This window comes from Ruicaihuangia caeni, from assembly GCF_040536845.1.
In the GTDB taxonomy this organism is placed as follows: Bacteria; Actinomycetota; Actinomycetes; order Actinomycetales; family Microbacteriaceae; genus Ruicaihuangia; species Ruicaihuangia caeni.
The window spans coordinates 566,505-588,112 of record NZ_CP159582.1; the positions used below are offsets into that span (position 1 = coordinate 566,505).

General features: G+C 69.0%; 18 protein-coding genes and 1 pseudogene. 3 read left to right on the top strand and 16 right to left on the bottom strand.

Features of this window, described 5'->3' with window-relative positions; genetic code table 11:
* Positions 1-54 precede the first annotated feature (54 nt).
* The 4 genes from ABV606_RS02625 to ABV606_RS02640 all read right to left on the bottom strand — a co-directional run bounded on the left by ABV606_RS02625 (position 55) and on the right by ABV606_RS02640 (position 4,939).
* Positions 55-915: an aldehyde dehydrogenase family protein gene (locus ABV606_RS02625; protein ID WP_353988243.1), complete on the bottom strand. Its 861-nt coding sequence runs from the start codon at positions 913-915 to the stop codon at positions 55-57.
* Positions 912-2,519 carry an aldehyde dehydrogenase family protein gene (locus tag ABV606_RS02630; RefSeq protein ID WP_353988759.1) on the bottom strand — a complete coding sequence of 536 codons (1,608 nt, stop codon included), beginning with the start codon at positions 2,517-2,519 and terminating at the stop codon, positions 912-914. Before ABV606_RS02630 ends, ABV606_RS02625 begins: the two co-directional genes overlap by 4 nt.
* A 20-nt stretch (positions 2,520-2,539) precedes the next feature.
* Positions 2,540-3,550, bottom strand: a complete 1,011-nt coding sequence (gene deoC / locus ABV606_RS02635; protein ID WP_281487314.1) for a deoxyribose-phosphate aldolase — start codon at positions 3,548-3,550, stop codon at positions 2,540-2,542.
* Positions 3,551-3,721: 171 nt separating this feature from the next.
* Positions 3,722-4,939 carry an MFS transporter gene (locus ABV606_RS02640; RefSeq protein ID WP_353988244.1) on the bottom strand — a complete coding sequence of 406 codons (1,218 nt, stop codon included), beginning with the start codon at positions 4,937-4,939 and terminating at the stop codon, positions 3,722-3,724.
* Between the two features lie 71 nt (positions 4,940-5,010).
* Here ABV606_RS02640 and ABV606_RS02645 point away from each other — a divergent pair, with 71 nt between their 5' ends.
* The gene (locus ABV606_RS02645; protein ID WP_353988245.1) at positions 5,011-5,670 is read left to right on the top strand and encodes a hypothetical protein; all 660 of its coding nucleotides are present in this window, start codon (positions 5,011-5,013) and stop codon (positions 5,668-5,670) included.
* Here the strand turns inward: ABV606_RS02645 and ABV606_RS02650 are convergent.
* Genes ABV606_RS02650 through truB form a run of 4 tightly spaced genes read right to left on the bottom strand, consistent with a single transcriptional unit; the run spans position 5,639 to position 8,363 of the window.
* The gene (locus ABV606_RS02650; protein ID WP_281487311.1) at positions 5,639-6,604 is read right to left on the bottom strand and encodes a bifunctional riboflavin kinase/FAD synthetase; all 966 of its coding nucleotides are present in this window, start codon (positions 6,602-6,604) and stop codon (positions 5,639-5,641) included. The genes ABV606_RS02645 and ABV606_RS02650 overlap by 32 nt on opposite strands.
* Before the next feature lies 1 nt (position 6,605).
* Positions 6,606-7,040, bottom strand: a complete 435-nt coding sequence (locus ABV606_RS02655; RefSeq protein ID WP_281487310.1) for a hypothetical protein — start codon at positions 7,038-7,040, stop codon at positions 6,606-6,608.
* Between the two features lie 19 nt (positions 7,041-7,059).
* Positions 7,060-7,428 (bottom strand): hypothetical protein, encoded by a 369-nt coding sequence (locus ABV606_RS02660; protein ID WP_353988246.1) that lies wholly within the window; start codon positions 7,426-7,428, stop codon positions 7,060-7,062.
* Positions 7,425-8,363, bottom strand: a complete 939-nt coding sequence (gene truB, locus ABV606_RS02665; protein WP_353988247.1) for a tRNA pseudouridine(55) synthase TruB — start codon at positions 8,361-8,363, stop codon at positions 7,425-7,427. The genes ABV606_RS02660 and truB overlap by 4 nt, the downstream gene beginning before the upstream one ends.
* A 322-nt stretch (positions 8,364-8,685) precedes the next feature.
* Between truB and ABV606_RS02670 the strand changes: the two genes are divergently transcribed.
* Both ABV606_RS02670 and ABV606_RS02675 read left to right on the top strand, forming a co-directional pair.
* The gene (locus ABV606_RS02670) at positions 8,686-9,711 is read left to right on the top strand and encodes a ketopantoate reductase family protein (protein WP_353988248.1); all 1,026 of its coding nucleotides are present in this window, start codon (positions 8,686-8,688) and stop codon (positions 9,709-9,711) included.
* A gap of 125 nt (positions 9,712-9,836) precedes the next feature.
* Positions 9,837-10,709, top strand: coding sequence for an A/G-specific adenine glycosylase (locus ABV606_RS02675; protein ID WP_353988760.1), 873 nt, complete (start codon positions 9,837-9,839; stop codon positions 10,707-10,709).
* 310 nt (positions 10,710-11,019) lie between these two features.
* On the opposite strand, the pseudogene rbfA reads toward ABV606_RS02675, so the two are convergent.
* From rbfA to ABV606_RS02715, 8 genes and pseudogenes are all read right to left on the bottom strand, one after another.
* Positions 11,020-11,499: pseudogene (gene rbfA / locus ABV606_RS02680) on the bottom strand (30S ribosome-binding factor RbfA); the annotation flags it as partial.
* A gap of 123 nt (positions 11,500-11,622) precedes the next feature.
* The gene (infB, locus tag ABV606_RS02685) at positions 11,623-14,325 is read right to left on the bottom strand and encodes a translation initiation factor IF-2 (RefSeq protein ID WP_353988249.1); all 2,703 of its coding nucleotides are present in this window, start codon (positions 14,323-14,325) and stop codon (positions 11,623-11,625) included.
* Positions 14,326-14,428: 103 nt separating this feature from the next.
* Complete coding sequence (locus tag ABV606_RS02690; RefSeq protein WP_281487305.1) at positions 14,429-14,680, bottom strand: YlxR family protein; 252 nt, start codon at positions 14,678-14,680, stop codon at positions 14,429-14,431.
* 63 nt (positions 14,681-14,743) lie between these two features.
* The gene (gene nusA / locus ABV606_RS02695) at positions 14,744-15,775 is read right to left on the bottom strand and encodes a transcription termination factor NusA (RefSeq protein WP_281487304.1); all 1,032 of its coding nucleotides are present in this window, start codon (positions 15,773-15,775) and stop codon (positions 14,744-14,746) included.
* Positions 15,776-16,018: 243 nt separating this feature from the next.
* Positions 16,019-17,782: a proline--tRNA ligase gene (locus tag ABV606_RS02700; protein WP_353988250.1), complete on the bottom strand. Its 1,764-nt coding sequence runs from the start codon at positions 17,780-17,782 to the stop codon at positions 16,019-16,021.
* A gap of 306 nt (positions 17,783-18,088) precedes the next feature.
* Positions 18,089-19,510 carry an MFS transporter gene (locus ABV606_RS02705; protein WP_353988251.1) on the bottom strand — a complete coding sequence of 474 codons (1,422 nt, stop codon included), beginning with the start codon at positions 19,508-19,510 and terminating at the stop codon, positions 18,089-18,091.
* 56 nt (positions 19,511-19,566) lie between these two features.
* Positions 19,567-20,697 carry a flavodoxin-dependent (E)-4-hydroxy-3-methylbut-2-enyl-diphosphate synthase gene (ispG, locus tag ABV606_RS02710; RefSeq protein WP_353988761.1) on the bottom strand — a complete coding sequence of 377 codons (1,131 nt, stop codon included), beginning with the start codon at positions 20,695-20,697 and terminating at the stop codon, positions 19,567-19,569.
* Positions 20,698-20,784: 87 nt separating this feature from the next.
* Positions 20,785-21,540, bottom strand: coding sequence for a hypothetical protein (locus ABV606_RS02715; protein ID WP_353988252.1), 756 nt, complete (start codon positions 21,538-21,540; stop codon positions 20,785-20,787).
* Positions 21,541-21,608 lie beyond the last annotated feature (68 nt).

A 21,608-nucleotide genomic window follows, 5' to 3' on the forward strand; every position in this document is an offset into this window, starting at 1 on the left:
CGTTACCGTTTCGTTACATGCCCAATTCGGGGCGCACCGGCTGCGGTGCCGGTGTCAGAGCATCGACTTGGTGTGCCAGACGGTCTTCGTCTCGGTGAAGAACCCGATGCGCTCGAGCGTCGCAGCGGGGACTCCGGGCTCGGGGGTCAGCACCCGCTTCAACGTCTGCGCCGCCGCGATCTGCAGATCGACCCATTCGAGCCGCTCGGCGCCGCACAGGTCGAGCGCATTGACGTCTGCATGCGAGGCGAGCCACGGAGCAATCTCGGCCGGCGACCCGGTCAGCACGTTGACCACTCCCCCGGGAACGTCGCTGGTGGCGAGCACTTCCGAGAGACTGATCGCGCTGAGCGGTGCTCGCTCGCTCGCGACGACGACGATGCTGTTGCCGCTGAGGATCGCGGGCGCGACGACGGCTGTGATGCCAAGCAGGCTCGTGCCCCGCGATTGCGGAGCGACGGCGGCGACCACTCCGGTCGGCTCCGGAACCGAGATGTTGAAGTACGGGCCGGCGACAGGGTTCGCATTGCCCATCACCTGCGCGAACTTGTCGGCCCAGCCGGCGTACCAGACCCAGAGGTCGATGGCGGCATCGACCTCGGCCAGCGCCTCGGCGTCCGCGACGCCCTCGACGGCCGCGATCTCGTCGGCGAACTGCCCACGCCGGCCCTCGAGCACCTCGGCGATCCGGTACAGCACCTGCCCGCGGTTATAGGCGGTCGCTCGAGCCCAGCCCGGCTGTGCGGCGCGAGCCGCTCGCACCGCGTCACGGGCGTCCTTGCGGCTCGCCTTCGCTGCGTTGGCGAGGAATCGGTCGCCGGCTCCGACGATCTCATAGCTGCGGCCCGACTCGCTCCGGGGGAACTGGCCGCCGATGTAGAGCTTGTACGTCTTGGGCACTGCGAGACGGCTCACTTCGCCTCCCCCTTCTTCGAGCGTGACGACTTCGGCTTGCTTTCACCGCTGGAGGCCCCCGACTCGGATGCCCCGGTGGCGCCTGCCGCCGGCTGAGTCTCGAGCGATGGGCGGCCCGCGTCGTCTCCGGCATCCGTCGGTGCGAGGACCCGGTTGCGCGCGGGCGCTGAAGCGGGTGCGAGGTACGCGCCGAGCCCGTGCCTGCCGCCCTCGCGCCCGAAGCCCGACTCCTTGTAGCCACCGAACGGCGATGCCGGGTCGAACCGATTGAAGGTGTTCGCCCAGACGACGCCCGCGCGCAGCTGATCCGCGACCGCGAGGATGCGCGAACCCTTCTCGCTCCACACGCCGGCCGACAGGCCGTACGGCGTGTTGTTCGCCTTCTTGATCGCTTCATCGGGCGTTCGGAAGGTGAGCACCGAGAGTACGGGGCCGAAGATCTCATCGCGCGCGATGCGGTTGCTCGTCGAGACGTTGGTGAAGATCGTCGGAGCGAACCAGAACCCCTGGCTCGGCAGCTCGCAGGGCGCGGTCCAGCGCTCGGCGCCCTCTTCTTCGCCGATGGCGGAGATCTGACGGATGCGCTCGAGCTGCTCGCTCGAGTTGATCGCGCCGATGTCGGTGTTCTTGTCGAGAGGGTCACCGAGCCGCAGCGTCGAGAGTCGGCTCTTGAGGCGGTCGATCACTTCGTCGTGGATGTTCTCCTGCACCAGCAGGCGGCTGCCGGCGCAGCAGACATGGCCCTGGTTGAAGAAGATGCCGTTGACGATGCCCTCGATCGCCTGATCGATCGGCGCGTCGTCGAAGACGATGTTGGCCGCTTTGCCGCCGAGTTCGAGGGTGATCTTCTTTCCCGTGCCCGCGGTCGAGCGGGCGATGGCGCGGCCGACGTCGGTCGAGCCGGTGAATGCGATCTTGTCGACGTCCGGGTGATCGACGATCGCGGCGCCCGTGTCTCCAGCGCCGGTCACGATGTTCACAACCCCCGGTGGCAGATCGGCCTGCTGCACGATCTCGGCGAAGAGCAGCGCAGTGAGCGGGGTGGTCTCGGCCGGCTTCAGCACCACCGTGTTGCCTGCCGCGAGCGCGGGCGCGATCTTCCAGGCGAGCATGAGCAGCGGGAAGTTCCACGGGATGATCTGCCCCGCGACTCCGAGCGCCTTGGGGTCGGCTCCGAGGCCCGCGTGATCGAGCTTGTCGGCCCAGCCCGCGTAGTAGAAGAACCAGGCCGCCACCAGCGGCACGTCGACGTCGCGGCTCTCCTTGATGGGCTTGCCGTTGTCGAGGCTCTCTGCGACGGCGAGTTCGCGAGCGCGCTCCTGCACGAGCCGGGCGATGCGGAAGAGGTACTTGCCGCGGTCGCTGCCGCGCATGCGCGACCACACCTGGTCGTATGCACGGCGAGCCGCGGCGACGGCCTTGTCGACATCCGCAGAATCGGCGCGCGCGATCTCGGCGATCGGCTGCTCGTCCGCCGGCGAGATCGTCGTGAAGGGGTCACCGCTTCCGTCGACGAACTGGCCGTCGATGAACAGCCCGTATCGATCGCGGAGCTGCAAGATGCTGCGCGACTCGGGCGCGGGCGCGTACTCGAGGAATCCCATGGTGTCTGCTTCCAACTCGTTCAGTCGACGGTGACGTAATCGGGGCCGCTGTAGTGGCCGCTGCGCAGGCGTTGACGCTGCAGCAGCACATCATTGAGCAGGCTCGAAGCGCCGAAGCGGAAGAGGTGCGGAGTGAGCCACTGCTCTCCCACGGTCTCGGCCACCGTGACGAGGTACTTGATGGCGTCTTTGGAAGTTCGGATGCCGCCCGCGGGCTTCACCCCGATCTGCTCGCCCGTCAGGCGGTGCCAGTCGCGCACGACTTCCAGCATCAGCAGCGTCACCGGCAGCGTCGCCGCCGGAGAGACCTTGCCGGTCGAGGTCTTGATGAAGTCGCCGCCGGCGAGGATCGACAGCCATGACGCCCGTCGCACATTGTCGTAGGTGTTCAACTCGCCGGTCTCGAGGATCACCTTGAGGTGCGCGTAGCTGCCGTCGTCACGGCGGCAGGCTTCCTTCACCGCGACGATCTCATCGAACACGCGACCGTAGCGGCCCGACAGGAACGCTCCTCGGTCGATCACCATGTCGATCTCGTCGGCACCGGCTGCCACGGCATCACGGGTGTCAGCGAGCTTCACGGCGAGCGAGGCACGACCGCTGGGGAAGGCTGTCGCCACGGCGGCGACGTTGATGCCGCCGGTGTCGAGCCCCTGGTTCGCCCCAAGGGCGTCGACCGCGATCGGCACCATGTCGCCGTACACGCACACTGCGGCAGGCCTCGGGCAACCGGGGTCGGAGGCGTCGGGCTGCAGGGCCTTGGCCACCAATGAACGAACCTTGCCTGGAGTGTCAGCGCCTTCGAGCGTCGTGAGGTCGACCAACCGGATGATGGTGTCGATGGCCCAGGCCTTCGACGTCGTCTTGATGGAGCGCGTGCCGAGCGAGGCGGCTCGCTGCTCGAGGCCGACGGCATCCACACCGCTCAGCCCCTCGAGATGCAGTCGCAGGCTCTTCTCAGTGAGATCGCCGCCGAGCAGCTGCACCGCCCGGTCGGCGGGTGCGAGCGCGACGGGGTGTTCGAGTGTCATCGGGTTCCCTCCAGAAGGGGCGTCGGCCGTGGCCTGGTCTGAGCGTATGCTGCGGCCCCAACCGTGTACAAGGTACGCGCAACTGCTGCGTGTTGGCGGTGCGTCGCCTGGCTCGCAGCCAGGCGGACCGCTGCGGGCAAGTGCTTGACCGCCTTCGCCCGGGGCCGCAGCTCAAGCCAGCTCGTCGTCGACCTTCCGGCCGCCGGCCAGCATGACTGCTCCGACGAGCGCGCCGCCCGAGGCGACGAGCAGCATCACGAGCGGCGCGAGCCACCCTCCAGTGAGTGTGAGCAAGGCGCCCACGAGGAACGGGAACGAGGCGCCGAGGATGTAGCCGTTGCCCTGAGCGAAGCCCGACACCGCAGTCGTGACCCGCTGGTCACGGGTGCGCAGATTGATGAGAGCCAGCATCACCGAGAAGTTCACCTGCGCCACCGAGATCAGCGCGACCCACAGCCAGGGCACCACCGTGGGCACGAGAAGAAGGCCGAGGTACCCGGCGATGAGCGAGACACCGCCGAAGGCGATGATGAGCTCCTGGCGACGCAACCGGGCGGCGAGGCCCGGCCCGACCGCGGTCGAGACGACGCCGACCACGGTGTAGAGCGTCAGCAGCGCCGCGGCTTCTGCGCCGCTCGAGCCGGAGATCGCGACGAGCATTGGAGGCAGCCACGCGAAGGTCGAGTAGGAGGTGCCCGAGGAGACCCCGTGGATGATCAGCAGGGCCCAAGTGACCCTCGAGCGGCGCACTGACCCGATGAGCCGATCGGGCGATGATTCGAGCTCCGGGCCGTCGTCGGCCGCCGAGGCGCGGTGCCGAAGCCACAGAATCGCCCACGGCACGGCAGCGACCAGCGCGACGATCGCCCACACTCCGAGATTGACTCGCCAGCCGTAGGCCTCGGTCAGCGGAAGAGCGAGAGCTGGCGGCAGCATCGTGCTGATGCCGATCGCGATGACGTATGCGGTCGTCATCGTGCCGATTCGATCCGGGAAGTAGCGCTTCACCACAGGGGGCAGCAGCACATTGCCCACGCCCGCCGCCGCGAGACCGAGCGCGCTCGAGGTGAGGAACATCGCGGGCTCTTGCGACAGCGAGCGGATCGTATAGGCGAGCGCCATGGCGAGGGCCGCTGCAGCCAGGCTGGCCTCGAGGCCGAACCGTTTGGCGAACCATGGACTGAACAGCCCGGATGTTGCGAACGCTAGCGGCGGGAGCGTGCCGAGCACGCTGAGCACCATCGCGTTCAGATCGATATCGGCGCCGATCGCTTCGACCACCGGTGATACCGCTGCGACCGCCGAGCGGAGGTTGACGGCGATGAGCAGGATGCTGACGAGGGCGAGCCCGCGGCCATGCCACAACGGCAAGCGGTGAGAATCGGTCACTAGGCCAAGTGTATGAGCCCCGAGAGCGGCTCATGCTCGCTACCCTGAGAAGCACGAGGACAGGGGGGCGGATGCAAGACACGGCCGACACGCAGCCCGACGCGCCGCGCTCCGGCATCCGTCCGTCGAACTGGTCGCGGCATATCAGCGGCATTCTGCTGCAGGTGGCCGATCTGCTCGAGCAGGCGGGCGAGGAGGCCTGGGAGCTTCCGAGCATGCACCGCGGCTGGAGCATCCGCGAGGTGGCAGGACTGCTCGTCTGGCGCCTCGGCACCTCGCCCCAGGAGCGGGTGCGCGCGTACTCGCGCACCATGCTCGACACCGGCAGCGCGGCGCAGCTCGGGCTCGCTCGCGCAGCGGCGAAAGGTGCCCTGCCCCCGGTCTTGCGCGACGTCGCTGCCTCGCGGGCGAGCGGCCGTCGCAGGGGAAGCCTCCCGGCGCTCACGGCCGCCGTCATCGGTGCGCTCGACATCGCCACCGCGCTGGGAGCCACGATCTCGATCTCGCCGGTCGTCAGCGAAGCCGTCGCGAGATCGCGCGCCATGTCGGCGCCCGTGGCTCTGCGCACTGTGCTGCGCAGAAACACGCTGAAGGCAGCGGATGCCGGCTGGCAAGTGGGCCGAGGGCCCGTGATCACCGGCGATGCCGCCGCGATCCTGCTGGTGATGTTCGGCCGCACGGCCCTTCCGACCGACTCGGTCAGCGACTCGGACGCGGGGCCGACGCCATGATCTCGCGCGTGCGCCGCACATCTTCGTGCAGTGTGTCGATCAGCGCTTCGATCGTCGTGAACTTCAGCATGTCGCGGATGCGGTCGACGAACGCGATCTCGACGGTTCGGCCGTAGAGGTCGAAGTCCTGGTCGAGCACGAAGGCCTCGACCTGCCGCTCGGGCACGCCGTCGAAGGTGGGATTGTTGCCGATCGAGATGGCCGCGGGCATCGGCACTCCCTCGCCCTCCTGATCACCCGCGATGGTGAGCCATCCGGCGTAGACACCGTCGGCGGGGATGAAGCCTTCCACGTCGGGACGCAGGTTGGCGGTGGGGAACCCGAGCTCGCGGCCGCGCTTCTCGCCCGCGACGACGACCGAGCGCAGCGTCGGCAGGTGACCGAGCAGCTCGGAGGCCCGGCGGACATCGCCCGCGGCGAGCGCCTCCCGCGTCCACGTCGATGACGCGCGCCGACCGGCTTCTCGCACGTCGTCGACCAGACGCACATCGAAGCCGAATCGCGCGCCCTCGGCCCGCAGCGTGTCGATGTCTCCGCTGCCCTTCACGCCATACCGGAAGTCGCCGCCCACGAATACGATCCGCGCTCGCAGCGCATCGACGAGCACTCGACTGACGAACTCGTCGGGTGTCTGCTCGCGCAACGACTCATCGAATGTGAGCATGAGCGTCGCCTCGACGCCCGCTTCCTCGAGCAGCTCCAGCTTCTGGGCATTGCTGACGAGGGGCTCAGGGCACAACTCGGGGCGCAGGAGCGAGAGCGGGTTGCGATCGAATGTCACCACGGTCGGCACGAGCTGTTCGGCATCCGCCATCCTCTTGAGCTCGTCGATGACTGCGCGATGGCCCATGTGCACGCCGTCGAACTTGCCGATCGTGACGGCGCTCGGGCCGAAGCCGGCGGGCACATCCGCTATCGAGGTGAACACTCGCATCTCAGGCGGTCACCCGCTCATGCGCAGCGCCGCGAGTGCGGGCGAGCCAGGCGAGCCCGAGCACGGGCAGAACGAGCGGGATGAAGAGGTAGCCGATGCCGAAGCCCGACCACACCGAGGGGTGCGCGAACCACTGGGGAAGGGCCAGGCTGAGCACTCCGACCACGAGCACACCCGTCATCTCGAAGCTGATGGCCGTCCAGGCGATCGCGCGCCAGATCCGCCCCGGAGCGAGGAGGGCGATCGTCGCCACGATGTATACGACGGCGGCGACGGCCGAGAGCACGTACGCCAGCGGCGCCTCGTCGAACTTGGTGAGGATCTGGAAGACCGAGCGGCCTGTGGCTCCCAGCGCGAGGATCGCGTAGACCAGCACCAGCACGCGGCCGACACCGCGGCTGCGCCCAGCGGCGCGCGTCGTCCCGGAAGTGCTCATCCCGTCAATGCTAAGCGGGTCAGGCGAACTGCACGAACCAGATGGTGTGCATGCGCAGCACCATGATCGTGATCGCAAGGCTCGCCACACCCAGCACGATGGTGCTCCATCGGTTGCGCTCGACGAGACCCCAGAACACCGCCAGCGGCGGGATGAGGACGGCTGAGATCAAGTAGGCCCAGAACTCGACCGGATGCCCCGTGGGGCGGTTGCCGAGAAAGGGTGCGACGATCGCCATCACCACCTGGGCGAGCAGAAGCGCCTCGACCAGCACCACGGCACCGAGCGTGAAGTCGTTGGGCTTGCGCCCCATGGCTCCGAGCACGAAGCACGCGAGGCCGCCCACCAGTGAGACGCCCGCAAGCAGCCAAGTGAACCAGTCGATCACGCAAGTACCTCATCTGTCGGGAAGTTGACCAGGGGCCTCGCCCGTCGACCACGGAGCTCGACGAGCCCCGCGAGGGCGCCATCAGGCGTGACGGCGGCGATGCACTCGATGTCTGCCGCGTCGACCTCGACGCGTTTGCCGTGGGCGAGGTCGCGCGCCTGCTCGGCGGTGAGCTGCAGGCTTCCGAAGAGGCTCGCGGCGACGTCTGCGGGCCGCAGCAGCGCTTCGGCGAGGGCTGCTGTGTCGGCGGCGGCCGGCTGCGAGCCGGGAGCCGGGCGCTCGGGCAGCGTCGCGGCATCCGACACCATGAACGGACCGACGCGGCTGCGGCGCAGCGCCGTGAGATGCCCGCCCACGCCGAGCGCTTCGCCGAGATCACGCGCGAGAGCTCGGATGTAGGTGCCCGACGAGCACTCGACACGCACATCGAGGTCGATGAAGCCGTCGCGGCGAGTCTCGAGCAGCTCGAACGCAGAGACCGTCACCGGGCGCGCATCGAGTTCGACGGCCTCGCCGTCGCGGACCCGGTCGTACGCGCGCCGGCCCGCCACCTTGATGGCGCTGACCGCACTCGGGCGCTGGAGGATGTCGCCGGTGAGCTCCGCGATTCCGCGCTCGATGGCGGCCGGGTCGATGTGCGAGACGTCGTGCGCTTCGCCGAGTTCGCCCATCGCGTCGTCGGTGCTCGATGACTGCCCGAGGCGGATGGTGGCGAGGTACTCCTTGTCGAGCCCGACGAGGTACGTCAGCAGGCGGGTCGAGCTGTTCAGGCCGAGCACCAGCAGGCCCGTGGCCATCGGGTCGAGTGTGCCGGCATGGCCGACCTTGCGAGTGCCGGCAAGACGGCGCACTCGCGCGACCACGTCATGGCTGGTGATGCCGGGCGGTTTGTCGAGCAGCAGGATGCCGCTGCGGGATCCGATCGCAGGCGTCACCCTTGCACGGTACCCCAGCGCGCGGGGGTCGCTGCGCCACGCGACCGGTGCAGCGCGCGCTCGCCCGCGATCGCGCCGGGTGACCGGTGACCGGTGACGGCATCCGCCGGGTTGCTCGGGCTGCCCGCGCGCCCAGTGCCATCGCACCGTGCTGGGGGGCTGGAGGGCCCGACTCTTTGCGCGCCACCTGTTCGCAATCGCGCCACGTACAGCTGGCGCAAACCTGCGCAAGTGGCGCGGATGCTGCCCCCGCGGGGCGCAGCGGAGCAGTGCGGTGTACAGGCAGGGCCCCCCGGGCCCGCGGCTGCCTAAGCTGGTTGGCGTGCGAGTCGGTGTGGTCGGTGCTGGGGCGATGGGCGGCGCGATCGCGGCGATGCTCGAGCGAGCCGGCAACGAGGTCTGGGTCGCGGCACGGGGCGAGCACCTCACCGCGATCCGCCGCGACGGCCTGAAGCTGGACGGGGCGTGGGGCGAGTACACCGCGCGGGTCTCGGCCGCGAAGACGCTGCCCCTCAAGGCGAAGCCCGAGCTCGTGATCATCGCGACCAAGGCGATGGATGCCGAGGCCGCAGCCCGCGACAACGCCCGCGCCATCGGCGACGCTCCGACCGTGGTGCTGCAGAACGGGCTGGGCGGCATGGAACGGGTGGCGGAGCAACTCCCCGGCTCCCCCATCGTCGGCGCACTGTCGATGATCGCCGCCTCGTACGTCGCCCCGGGTCATGTGCGGGTGACCACGGCAGCCAACACGGTGCTGGGGGCGTTCCGAGGCACACAGGATGCCGACGCGGCGGAGCTCGCGGCATCCGCGCTGAACGCGGCCGGTATGCCGGCAGAGGTCATCGCCGACTTCGAAGGCGCTCAGTGGACCAAGCTGATCGTCAACCAGGTGAACGCGCTCCCCGCGATCACCGGGCTGAGCGTGCAGGAGGTCATCTCGCACGCTGGGCTGCGCCGCATCATGACCGCCAGCATGCGTGAGGCGGTGCGCGTCGGCCTTGCCAGAGGAGTGCGCTTCGCGGCCTTCAACGGCCTCACCCACGCCAGATTGTCGTTCGTCGCCCGGGCGCCGCTCTCGCTCGGGCAAATGCTGCCGCTTCGCATCCGCGCGTACCTTGGCGCCACTCCCAACCCGGGATCGACGCTGCAGTCGATCCGTCGCGGACGACGGAGCGAGATCGACTTCTTGAACGGGGCTGTGGTGGCCGCAGCGCAAGGCACTGAGGTGCCCGTTCCGGTGAACACGGAACTGCTGCGGCTCGTGCACGAGGTCGAGACCTCCGGTCAGCACCTCTCAGTGCGGCGGGTCATCGACCGGGTCACCGCTGCAACCGGACCGTTGCGATGACGACGCGGCCTCCGACCAGCACCGCCACAGAGCGAGTCGCCACCACAGAGCGCGTCGCCACAACAGAGCGAGTCGCCGCCACAGAGCGAGTCGCCGCCACAGAGCCTGCGGATGAGCATGCCGCTGTGCGGGCCGCCGCGATCGCCGGCGCCGTCATCGCCTGGTTCGGCGAGTACGCCCGCGAGCTGCCCTGGCGTGAGCAGGGCTTCCCCGCCTGGGGCATCCTCGTGAGCGAGGTGATGCTGCAGCAGACTCAGGTCGCACGCGTCGTGCCCCGGCTCGCCGAGTGGCTCGATCGCTGGCCGACACCGGCCGCCCTCGCCGCGGAACCGCCCGGCGAGGCCGTGCGCATGTGGCATCGGCTCGGCTACCCGCGCAGGGCGCTGAACCTGCACGCAGCCGCTGTGGTGATCACCGAGCGACACGGGGGCGAAGTGCCGAGCGACGTCGAACAGCTGCTGGCGCTGCCCGGCGTCGGCGACTACACCGCGCGGGCCGTGGCGAGCTTCGCGTTCGGTGAGCGGCATCCGGTGGTCGACACGAATGTGCGACGGGTCATCGCTCGCGCCGTGGCGGGTCTCGCCGAGGCGGGGCCACCCCGCATCCGCGCCGACCTCGAGGCCATGGAGCGCTTGCTGCCGACCGACCGCAGGCAAGCGCAGCTGACGAACGCGGGTGTCATGGAGCTCGGCGCCATCGTGTGCACCGCACGCGCTCCGCGCTGCGACGGGTGCCCCATCAACGCGCTCTGCGCTTGGCGCGCCGCCGGCTACCCCGCATACGTCGGACCGCGAGCGCGCGGGCAGGCACGGTTCGAGGGCAGCGATCGCCAGGTGCGAGGCCTTGTCATGGCCGAGCTGCGTGCGAGCGACATTCCCGTGACGAGAACCGAACTTGAACGCGCCTGGCCGGATGCCGAACAGCTCACGCGCGCGATCGACACCCTCGTGCGCGACGGCCTCGCCGTCTCAGAGGGCGACGCCTACCGCTTGCCCTGAGCGGGCTGGGTGAGCGCGCGCCGGAGACGGCTGCCCTGAGGGAGCTGCCCTGAGGGGGCTGCCCTGGGCCGGCTGTCGGGCCCGATTGCGCTCAGTCCTCGCGCTGCGCCAACCGCTCTGGGCGGGCGGTTCAGTCGTTGTCGTCTGCGTCGGGGTCGAGGTCGTCGTCAGACGCTACGACCGCGTCATTGACGTCGTCGAACTCAGCGTCGGGGTCGAGGTCGTCGGTCGCGTACACCTCGTCGTCGCGCTCGTCTCCGGCTTCAAAGTCGTCGTCGACGTCGTCGTCTTCCTCGTCGTCCTCGTCTAGGTCGTCGTCCTCGTCATCATCGTCGTCGAGGTCGTCGTCATCCCAGTCGTCGTCCTCTGCAGAGCGAGGCTTGACGTAGGGATCGGCTTCGCCCGCGTACTCGGCCGAGGCGGCGATCCGCTGGGTCTCGGCATCCTGCTGCTGTGCGCGAGCGAGCAGGTCGTCGATGTTCGCGGCGTTCTCGGGGAGCGCGTCGGGGATGAACTCGAGCGATGGCGTGAGCCGGGCGGTGATGTTGCGCCCGACCTCGCTGCGAAGCATGCCCGTGGCCGACTTCAGCGCCGCTGCGGTGTCGGCGCGCTCCTGGTCGGTGCCGTAGACGGTGTAGAAGATCGATGCGTGCTGCAGATCGCCGGTCACGCGTACGTCGGTGATCGTCACGAAGCCGAGGCGGGGGTCTTTCAAGCCTCGATCGATGCGACGAGCGACGACCTCTTTGATGCGGTCGGCCAGCTTCCTGGCCCGCTGGGGATCAGCCATGGCTCTCTCCTCCCGTTACGAAAGTATGTGCCCGCGAGGTTGCGGGCAGACGGCGGGCGCCGGATGCGGACCGATGTCGGCCAGCATCCGGCGCCCCAGGCATCCGTGCGGCGAAGTCGCGGATCAGACCCGCGGCTTCTCCTTGAGCTCGATCGTCTCGATCTCGTCGCCGATGCGGATGTCGTTGAACTTGCCCAGGCCGATACCGCACTCGAAGCCCTCGCGGACCTCGGTGACATCGTCCTTGAACCGGCGCAGCGACTCGATCGCCAGACCGTCGGCCAGCACGACGCCATCGCGGATGACGCGCGCCTTGGCGTTGCGCGTGATCGTGCCCGAACGGACGATCACACCGGCGATGTTGCCGACCTTCGACGAGTGGAAGACCTCGCGGATCTCGGCCACGCCCGACTGGACTTCCTCGTACTCGGGCTTGAGCATGCCCTTGAGCGAGTTCTCGATGTCTTCGAGGGCCGAGTAGATGACCGAGTAGAAGCGCACATCGACGCCCTCGCGCGCAGCGCGCTCGCGGGCCTTGACGTCGGGACGGACGTTGAAGCCGATCACGATCGCGTTGTCGATGGTCGCGAGGTCGATGTCGGACTCCGTCACCGCACCGACACCGCGGTGCAGGATGCGGAGCTGAACGCTCTCGTCGACCTCGATCTTCATGAGCGACTCCTCGAGCGCCTCGACGGCACCCGACACGTCACCCTTGATGATGAGGTTGAGCGACTCGACCTTGCCCTCTTCGAGTGCACGGGTGAAGTCCTCGAGGCTGATGCGCTTGCGGGCCTTCGCCAGCTGTGCGTTGCGCTCCACGGCTTCGCGCTTCTCGGCGATCTGACGCGCGGTGCGGTCTTCATCGGTGACGATGAAGGTGTCGCCGGCGCGCGGCACGCTCGAGAGGCCCTGCACCTGCACGGGACGCGACGGACGAGCTTCGTCGACCGCGTCGCCGTTCTCGTCGAGCATCGCGCGTACGCGGCCGTAGGCCGTTCCGGCGACGATCGCGTCGCCGACTCGCAGCGTTCCCGACTGGATGAGCACCGTCGCGACGGAACCGCGGCCCTTGTCGAGCTTCGCTTCGATCGCGATACCGCGCGCCGCCTTGTCGGGGTTCGCACGCAGGTCGAGACCGGCGTCAGCGGTGAGCAGCACCGCGTCGAGGAGCTCGGTGATGCCGACGTTGTTCTTCGCCGACACGTCGACGAACATGACGTCGCCGCCGTACTCCTCGGCCACGAGGCCGTACTCAGTGAGCTGCTGGCGCACCTTGGCCGGGTTGGCCTCAGGCTTGTCGATCTTGTTCACTGCGACCACGATCGGCACGCCTGCGGCCTGGGCGTGGTTCAGCGCCTCAACCGTCTGGGGCATGATGCCGTCGTCGGCCGCGACCACGAGGATCGCGATGTCGGTGACCTGCGCACCACGGGCACGCATGGCGGTGAACGCCTCGTGACCGGGGGTGTCGATGAAGGTCAGCGCGCGCTCGATGTCGTCGTGTTCGGTCCATACCTGGTATGCACCGATGTGCTGGGTGATGCCACCGGCCTCGCCGGCGCCCACGTTCGCCTGACGGATCGCGTCGAGCAGTCGGGTCTTACCGTGGTCGACGTGACCCATGACGGTGACGACCGGCGGACGGATCTCGAGCACCGAGTCGTCTTCGTCTTCGAGCTCCTGCTCGAGGTCGATGTCGAAGGTCTCGAGGAGCTCGCGGTCCTCGTCCTCGGGCGACACGATCTGGATCTTGTAGCCGAGCTCGTCGCCGAGCACCTCGAAGGTGGCCTCGTCGAGCGATTCCGTCGCCGTCGCCATCTCACCGAGGTGGAACAGCACGGTCACGAGGTTGGCCGGGCTGGCGTCGATCTTCTCCGCGAAGTCGGAGATCGATGCGCCGCGGCGCATACGGATGATGGTGTTGCCGTCACCGCGGGGAACACTCACGCCGCCGAGCGACGGCGCTTGTCGCATCTCGAACTCTTGGCGCTTCGTGCGCTTCGACTTGCGTGCCTTGCTCTTGCCGCCACCGCGACCGAACGCGCCTGCAGTGCTGCCGCGACCGCGACCGCCACCGCCGGGGCGACCGGCGAACCCGCCGGCCGGACGGAAGCCGCCACCGGCACCGGGGCCACCGGCACCCGGACCGCCGCCACCGGGACGCTGACGCTGCTGGTGCTGAGCACCACCGGGCTGGCCGGGGCGGAAGCCGCCGGGCCGCGGAGCGCCGGGACGAGGAGCACCCGGGCGGGGCGCACCCGGACGAGGCGCTGCCGGGCGAGGGATCGAGTTCGGGGTCGGCCGCGCCATGCCCTGGGTCGACGCGAAGGGGTTGTTGCCGGGGCGGGGCCCGCCCGGACGAGGCATGCCCTGGTTGCTGCTGTACGGGTTGTTGCCGGGGCGCGGTGCACCGGGTCGGGGCGCGGCCTGAGGACCAGGCTTCGGGCCACCTGCGCCAGGAGCCGCCGGGCCGGCCTGCGCCGCAGTCGGCTCGCCGGCTGCCTTGGCCGCCGCCGCTGCCTCGGCCTGTCGCTCGGCGACCGACTTGGGTGCGGGCTGCTGCTCAGCGGACGCCTCGGCGACCGGCGCAGCCGGCTTCGAAGCGGGCTTCGGGGCCGGGGCCGGGGCCTTGGGCGCGGCCTTCTTCTCGGGCGCCTTGATGCCGTCCTTCTCGAAGGCGGCGCGCAGCCGTCGCGCAACCGGGGGCGCGATGCTGGAGGACGGTCCCTTTACGAACTCGCCCAGCTCCTTGAGCTTCTCAAGGGCAGTCTTGCTGTCGATGCCGAGTTCGCTCGCGATCTCGTGCACGCGTGGATTCGCCACAGTTCTCCTGTCTGGGTCCGCGACCCGACAGGGGCGCAGACATTAGTGGTGGACGGGTCTCATTTCGAGCCGCTCATGAGTTGTCCATTGCCATTCAGCCTGTCTATTCGTTGATGCTGAGGTTGATCAGCGCTTCCGAGGGTTGCACCGCTCGACCCGCTCGAAGCGCCCGCCCGAAAGCGTTGCGTTTCACCGCCGTGTCGATGCAGGCACGCGTGGGATGAACCCACGCACCCCTCCCGGGGAGCACGGCCGCGGCATCCGCCACGACCTCTCCATCTCGCGCCACGACCCTCAGAAGCGAGGAACGCGGAGCGCGTTGTCGGCACCCCAGGCAAGTTCTGACGGGCTCCATCCTACTCCCCCTCTCCTGAGAGTCGGTCCGCTCCGGGCGCGGGGCGTGATGTCAGGAGCGCGATCAGTCGTCGAGCACGCTGTCGGGCTGGATGTCGATGCGCGCACCGGTGAGCTTCGCGGCCAGTCGAGCGTTCTGGCCCTCCTTGCCGATCGCCAACGAGAGCTGGTAGTCGGGCACCAGGGCGCGCACGGCCTTCAGACCCTCGTCGATGACGAAGGCGCTCGTGACCTTGGCGGGCGAGAGCGCGTTCGCGACGAAGGTGGCGAGGTCGTCGGAGTAGTCGACGATGTCGATCTTCTCGTTGTTGAGCTCGGCGGTCACCGCGCGCACGCGCTGGCCGAGTTCGCCGATGCAGGCGCCCTTCGCGTTGACTCCCGGCTCGAGCGCGCGCACCGCGATCTTGGTGCGGTGCCCGGCTTCCCGAGCGAGCGAGGCGATCTCGACGACACCGTTCGCGATCTCAGGCACCTCGAGGGCGAAGAGCTTGCGCACCAGAGCGGGGTGCGTGCGAGAGACCGTGATCGAAGGCCCCTTGAGGCCCTTGGTCACGCTCGTCACATAGACGCGCAGGCGGGTGCCGTGGGTGTAGTCCTCGCCGGGCACCTGCTCCTCGGGAGGCAGGATCGCCTCGATGGTGCCGAGGTCGATGTGGATCATGCGCGGGTTCGGTCCCTGCTGGATGACGCCCGCCACGATGTCGCCCTCGCGACCGCGGAACTCGCCGAACACCGCGTCGTCGGCGATGTCTCGCAGGCGCTGGTTGATCACCTGCTTCGCCGCCGATGCGGCGATGCGACCGAAGTCGCTCGGGCTGTCGACGGCCTCGCCGATCTGGTTGCCCTCGTCGTCGAGCTCGGGAACGTACACCGTGACATGGCCGGTCTTGCGGTCGAGCTCGACCCGCGCGCGACCGCCGTGCTCGCCGTGGCCGTGCTGGCCCGCCGCATGCTCGTCGTGCGGGTGCGGCTCACCGGCCGAGGTGTGCTTGAGGTACGCCGTCAGGATGGCCTGCTCGATGATGCTCACGAGCTCTTCGAAAGGGATCTCACGCTCGCGCTCGATCGTGCGCAGCACGCTCAGGTCAATCTCCACCGAGGGCCTCCAATATTCAGATCTCAGCGGGTGCGCTTCCGCACCCGACCCGGCACGGCGCCGCACCGGAACGCATCATTCTACGACACCGGATGCCGCCGCATCCGGTGCTCGGACGGACCCACGTGGGGCCCGGCACATCTAGAGCCCGCGCTGACGCGCCTTGCTCAACCGGCGCGGTCACACGCGGAAGCCTCAGGGCCTCGGGGCTTGGGAGCGCTCGAGCCGAAGCCTCACGGCTGCTCAGGCAGAGAGCCGGCTCACGACGTCGGCGATCGCGACCTGCTCACGCTCGCCGGTGCGGCGGTTCCACAATTCGACAATGCCGTCAGCGGCCGTGCGCCCGACGATCACGATCCGTGGGACGCCGAGCAGTTCGGCATCGCCGAACTTCACGCCCGGTGACACCTTCGGGCGATCGTCGTACAGCACATCGTGTCCGAAGCCCTCCAGCTGCGAAACGAGCTCTTCGGCGATCGTGTAGACCGCGGCATCCTTGCCTGTTGCGACCACGTGCACATCGAAGGGCGCGACCTGCTCCGGCCACGTGAGCCCCTTGTCGTCGTGGTTCGTCTCGGCGAGCACCGCCATGATGCGGGTCACTCCGATGCCGTACGAGCCCATGGTGACGGTGACCAGCTTGCCGTTCTCGTCGAGCACCTGCAGCCCGAGCGCCTCGGCGTACTTGCGGCCGAGTTGGAACACGTGGCCGATCTCCATGCCTCTCGCGGCCTCGATCGGCCCGGAGCCATCCGGTGCGGGGTCTCCCTCGTGCACCTCCGCGATGTCAGCCACGCCGTCGGCGGTGAAGTCGCGGCCGACGATGAGGCTCAGCACGTGCTTGCCGTGCTCGTTCGCGCCGGTGACCCAGGCGGTGCCCTCGACGACGCGAGGATCGAGCAGGTACCGGATGCCGTTGCTCGACGTCTCGCCGAGCACGGCCCCAGTTGGTGACCACGGCCCGAGGTAGCCCCTCACGAGCCGCGGGTGCTTGGCGAAGTCCGACTCGGATGCCGGTTCCACATCGGCGGGCGCGAAGACCACCTCGGCGCGCTTCATGTCGACCTCGCGGTCGCCCGGCATCCCGACGACGACGAGTTCGCGTGAGCCGTCTTGGTGCGTGAGCGCCAGCACGACATTCTTCAGCGTGTCGGACGCGAGCCATGCGCGGTCGGTGCGTGCCTGATTGGTGTTGAGCTCATCGATGAGCCCGAGGATCGTGCTCGAGTCGGGGGTATCGACGACGATCGGCTCAGGTTGCCCGTCGATCGGGAGCGCCTCGGGCGCGGGCGTCTGGTAGGCCTCGACGTTGGCCGCGTATCCCCCGGCCGAGCGCACGAAGGTGTCTTCGCCGACCTCGGTGGGGTGCAGGAACTCCTCGCTGCGCGATCCGCCCATCGCTCCGGCATCCGCCTGCACGATCACGTACTCGAGCCCGAGCCGCGTGAAGATCCGCTCGTAGGCGTCGCGCTGCGCCTGGTAGCTCTCGGCGAGCCCCTCGTCGGTGACGTCGAAGGAGTAGGCGTCCTTCATGGTGAACTCGCGGCCGCGCAGCAGGCCCGCACGGGGGCGCGCCTCGTCGCGGTACTTGTCCTGGATCTGGTAGAGCGTGACGGGAAGGTCCTTGTACGAGGAGTACAGGTCTTTCACCAGCAGCGTGAACGGTTCCTCGTGCGTGGGCGCGAGCAGGTAGTCGGTCTCTCGCCGGTCCTGCAGTCGGAAGAGGTTCGGGCCGTACTCGGTCCAGCGGTTGGTGGCCTCATAGGGCTCGCGCGGCAGCAGGGCCGGGAAATGCACCTCCTGCGCACCCGCCGCGGCCATCTCCTCGCGGATGATCGTCTCGATGCGGGCCTTCACCCGCAGCCCGAGCGGCAGCCAGGCGAAGATGCCCGGCGCCTGGCGGCGGATGTACCCGGCGCGCACCAGTAGCTTGTGGCTGGCGACCTCGGCGTCGACGGGGTCTTCGCGGAGCGTGCGGAGGAAGAGGCGGGAGAGACGGGTGACCACGCCGCAAGTCTAGTTCGCGGCATCCCGCCCCCTTTTCTCCCCCGCCTCCGGCTCCCCCGCCGTCTCGCCGCCGCCCCGTCTCCCCGTGTGCGAGCATCCACTCCGCCGAGATGACACGATCGGCACCTTTTCGGGCCCGGAGCGCGCAGATTCTGTCATCTCGAAGGGGTTCGAACGCGAGGGTGGGGCAGGGGGTTAGAAGGGCAGCCGCGGGGCGCGAGGAAGGGCAGCCGCGCGGGCGCGAGGAAGGGCAGCCGCGCGGGCGCGCGGGGCAGGCGGCGCGGGCGCGGGGGCGCGCGGGAGCGCTCAGGCTGCGCGGACGGGGCGGAGCGGGCGGATGCCGAGGGCGAGCGCCGCCAGCACTCCCGCGACGAGCAGCAGCGTGAGGGCGTTCAGGCCGCCGTAGCCGAGCAGCGCCATGATGAGCCCCGCGAGGGCGCCGCCGCCGGCGCCGGCGAGATTCATCGCTGTGTCGGAGAGCCCCTGCACGCGTGCCCGTTCACCGGGCTCGAGCGCGTCGGTGAGCATGGCGGAGCCGGACACCGTCGATGCCGACCAGCCGAGGCCGAGGAGTGCGAGCGCGATGCCGACGGTCGCATGATCGCCACCGGCCACCCAGTTGAGCACGAGGGAGGCGACGAAGACGAGTTGCCCGAGCACGATGACCGGCACCCGGCCCAAGCGGTCGCTGAGCCAGCCGAACAACGGCGAGAGGGCGTACATGCTCGCCGTGTGCATGCTGATGACGATGCCGACGATCACGAGCGTGCCGCCGTGCTGCGTGAGGTGCAGAGGCGTCATCGCCATCACCGCGACCATGGTCGCGTGACTCAGCACCACGGCGACGATGGCGATGAGGGCTCGCGGCTTCTCGACGAGGATGCTGAAGGGGCCGACTCGCCTCGTCCGGGCAACCGCGGCGCCTGCTCGTTCGGCAGCCTCCTCAGCAGGTTCCGCCGCGCCGAGAAGCACCGGCCCGGTCGCGGTGCTCACGTCGGTCTCGCCGCCCACCGACGCCGATGCCGCTGCGGCTGCGACTGCCGGCGCAGTAGACACGTCCTGCGGAGCGGCGGATGCGGGAGCCGAGCTATCGAGCGAGAGCGCCGTGAGCAGCGGGTCGGGTCGTAGCGCGCTCAGGTACAGCGTCATCGCTGCGAGCTGCGCGAGGATCGCGAAGGCGAACCCGCCCGTGAGTTCGGGCAGCCCGATGGCCCCGCCGACGATCTCCCCCGGCTCGAGCAGGTTGGGACCGACTGCCACGCCGATCGTCGTCGCCCACACCACCAGCGAGAGGTCGCGTCCACGGCGAGTGGGTGACGCGAGATCGGCGGCGGCGAATCTGGCCTGAAGGTTCACGGCCGAGCCGGCGCCGAGCACCGCGAGCCCCACGAGCAGGAGCCAGAACTGCATCCACGCTGCGGCGGCGATGATGACCACTGCGCCAAGGGCCGCAAGCGCGCCGCCCGAGGCGAGGGCGATCCGCCGGCCAGTGCGCGCGGCGACTCGCGCGAGCGGAATGGCGAGCGCAGCCGCGCCGAGCGTGAGCATGGTCGCTGCGAGACCCGATAGGGCGGCCTGGCCGGAGACGTGCTCCGTGAGCAAGGCGCCGAGCGAGAGCGTCGACCCCATGCCCACACCGCTGAGCACCTGGCCGGTCGCGAGAACACCGAGAGTCCGCCGCTGCACGCGCGCGACGTCGACGGCTGCGGCATCCGTCACAACAGGCATCCTCGCCCCTCGGATCAGTTCCGTCGGATCAGTCGATCGTCACCACACGGGCTTCGTCACGCGCCGACGGTGACCGTGGGTTCGCCGGTCTCGCTGGCAGGCATGCTCGCTGCGATGCGGTTCGCCTCGGCGATCAGTGTCTCGACGATCTCTGCCTCGGGCACGGTCTTGATGACCTCGCCCTTCACGAAGATCTGGCCCTTGCCGTTGCCGCTGGCGACGCCGAGGTCGGCCTCGCGCGCTTCGCCGGGCCCGTTCACCACGCAGCCCATCACAGCAACGCGCAGCGGCACGCTCATGCCCTCAAGCCCCGCGGTGACGCGGTCGGCGAGCGAGTACACGTCGACCTGGGCGCGCCCGCAGCTGGGGCACGAGACGATCTCGAGCTTGCGCTCGCGCAGGTTCAGCGACTGGAGGATCTGCAGCCCGACCTTGACCTCTTCGGCGGGCGGCGCCGAGAGCGAGACACGAATGGTGTCCCCGATGCCCTCGCCGAGCAGGATGCCGAAGGCCGTGGCGCTCTTGATTGTGCCCTGGAAGGCCGGGCCCGCCTCGGTGACGCCGAGGTGCAGCGGCCAGTCGCCCCGTTCGGCGAGCTGGCGGTAGGCCTTCACCATCACGATCGGGTCGTGGTGCTTGACCGAGATCTTGAAGTCGTGGAAGTCGTGCTCCTCGAAGAGGCTCGCCTCCCACACAGCGCTCTCGACGAGCGCCTCGGCGGTCGGCTTGCCGTACTTCTCGAGCAGGCGGGGGTCGAGCGACCCCGCGTTCACTCCGATGCGCAGGCTGACGCCCGCTGCTTGAGCGCGCCGGGCGATCTCACCGACCTGGTCGTCGAACTTGCGGATGTTGCCGGGGTTGACCCGCACCGCAGCGCAGCCGGCGTCGATCGCGGCGTACACGTAGTTGGGCTGGAAGTGGATGTCGGCGATGACCGGGATCTGGCTCTTCTTCGCGATGATCGGGAGCGCCTCTGCATCGTCGCGGCTCGGCACGGCGACGCGCACGATGTCACAGCCGGATGCGGTGAGCTCGGCGATCTGCTGCAGCGTCGCGTTGATGTTCGTGGTCGGCGTCGTGGTCATCGACTGCACGCTCACGGGCGCGTCTCCGCCTACGAGCACCTTGCCCACCTTGATCTGGCGGGACTTTCGCCGCGGAGCGAGCGTTTCGGGGATTCTCGGCATACCGAGGTTCACTGCAGCCACGCGACGAGTCTACGTCGCGTGGCGTTGAAGAATCTTGAGCGAGAACAGGGTTTGCTTGGCCCTTCGTCACACACGGCCTACGCCGAGCCGGAGCGGGGCGAGTATTCGAATTCCTCCTTCCATGCCGTCCTGCACGGCGACGTGATAGGCGTTCACCTCGCCGGGGATCTCGCTCGGCCCCATGATGGGCCCGTGCTCCAGCCAAGCTTCGAAGAAGCGATCCGTTTCGACGTAGGCGAGCGACACGTCCTTGAGCAACTCCAGGTCGTCGCCGATCTGGTATCCCGTGCTGGTGCTGATTCGAACTCCTGCGACTTCTGCCCGGTGCACGTCCACACGAACGTTCATGTCATGCACGTCGGGACCGTCACGATCCACCCAGGTGTCATGATCGACGAACATGCCGACGTGGTCGTCGAGGATCTGGAGGCCAGGCCATCGGTAGTACGTGATTCTCCCGGCCTCGCAGCACTGTCCCGGCCAAACTTCGATCTCGGGCTGCGCACCGAACACTCCCGCGAGTGTGGTCGCGATCTCGGTGGCCTCCAGGTCGTAGCTCAACTCCCGCAGCACGGTTCCGTCTTCGGCCACCAGTTCGAGCATGGTCGGCCGGATCAGCACTGTCGTGACGCGCTTGGACGGTGTGCCGATCGGTTCGGGCTGAGGAGAGGGCTCATCCGAGTCTGGCCAGTCGGTCGGGTGCGAGGTCGCCGTTGGGTCGCGGTCCAGAGCTGAAGTACTGCAGCCGGCGAGCACGACGGCTAGCAGCGCCGCCGCCACCGCGGCGCGGCCCAGCCGTGTTCTTAAGCGACGATGCTTCATGATCGCAATGCTGGCAGTGGAGCATCTCGGGCAGATAACGATACGAGCGCCCATCGGCAGCATCCGCG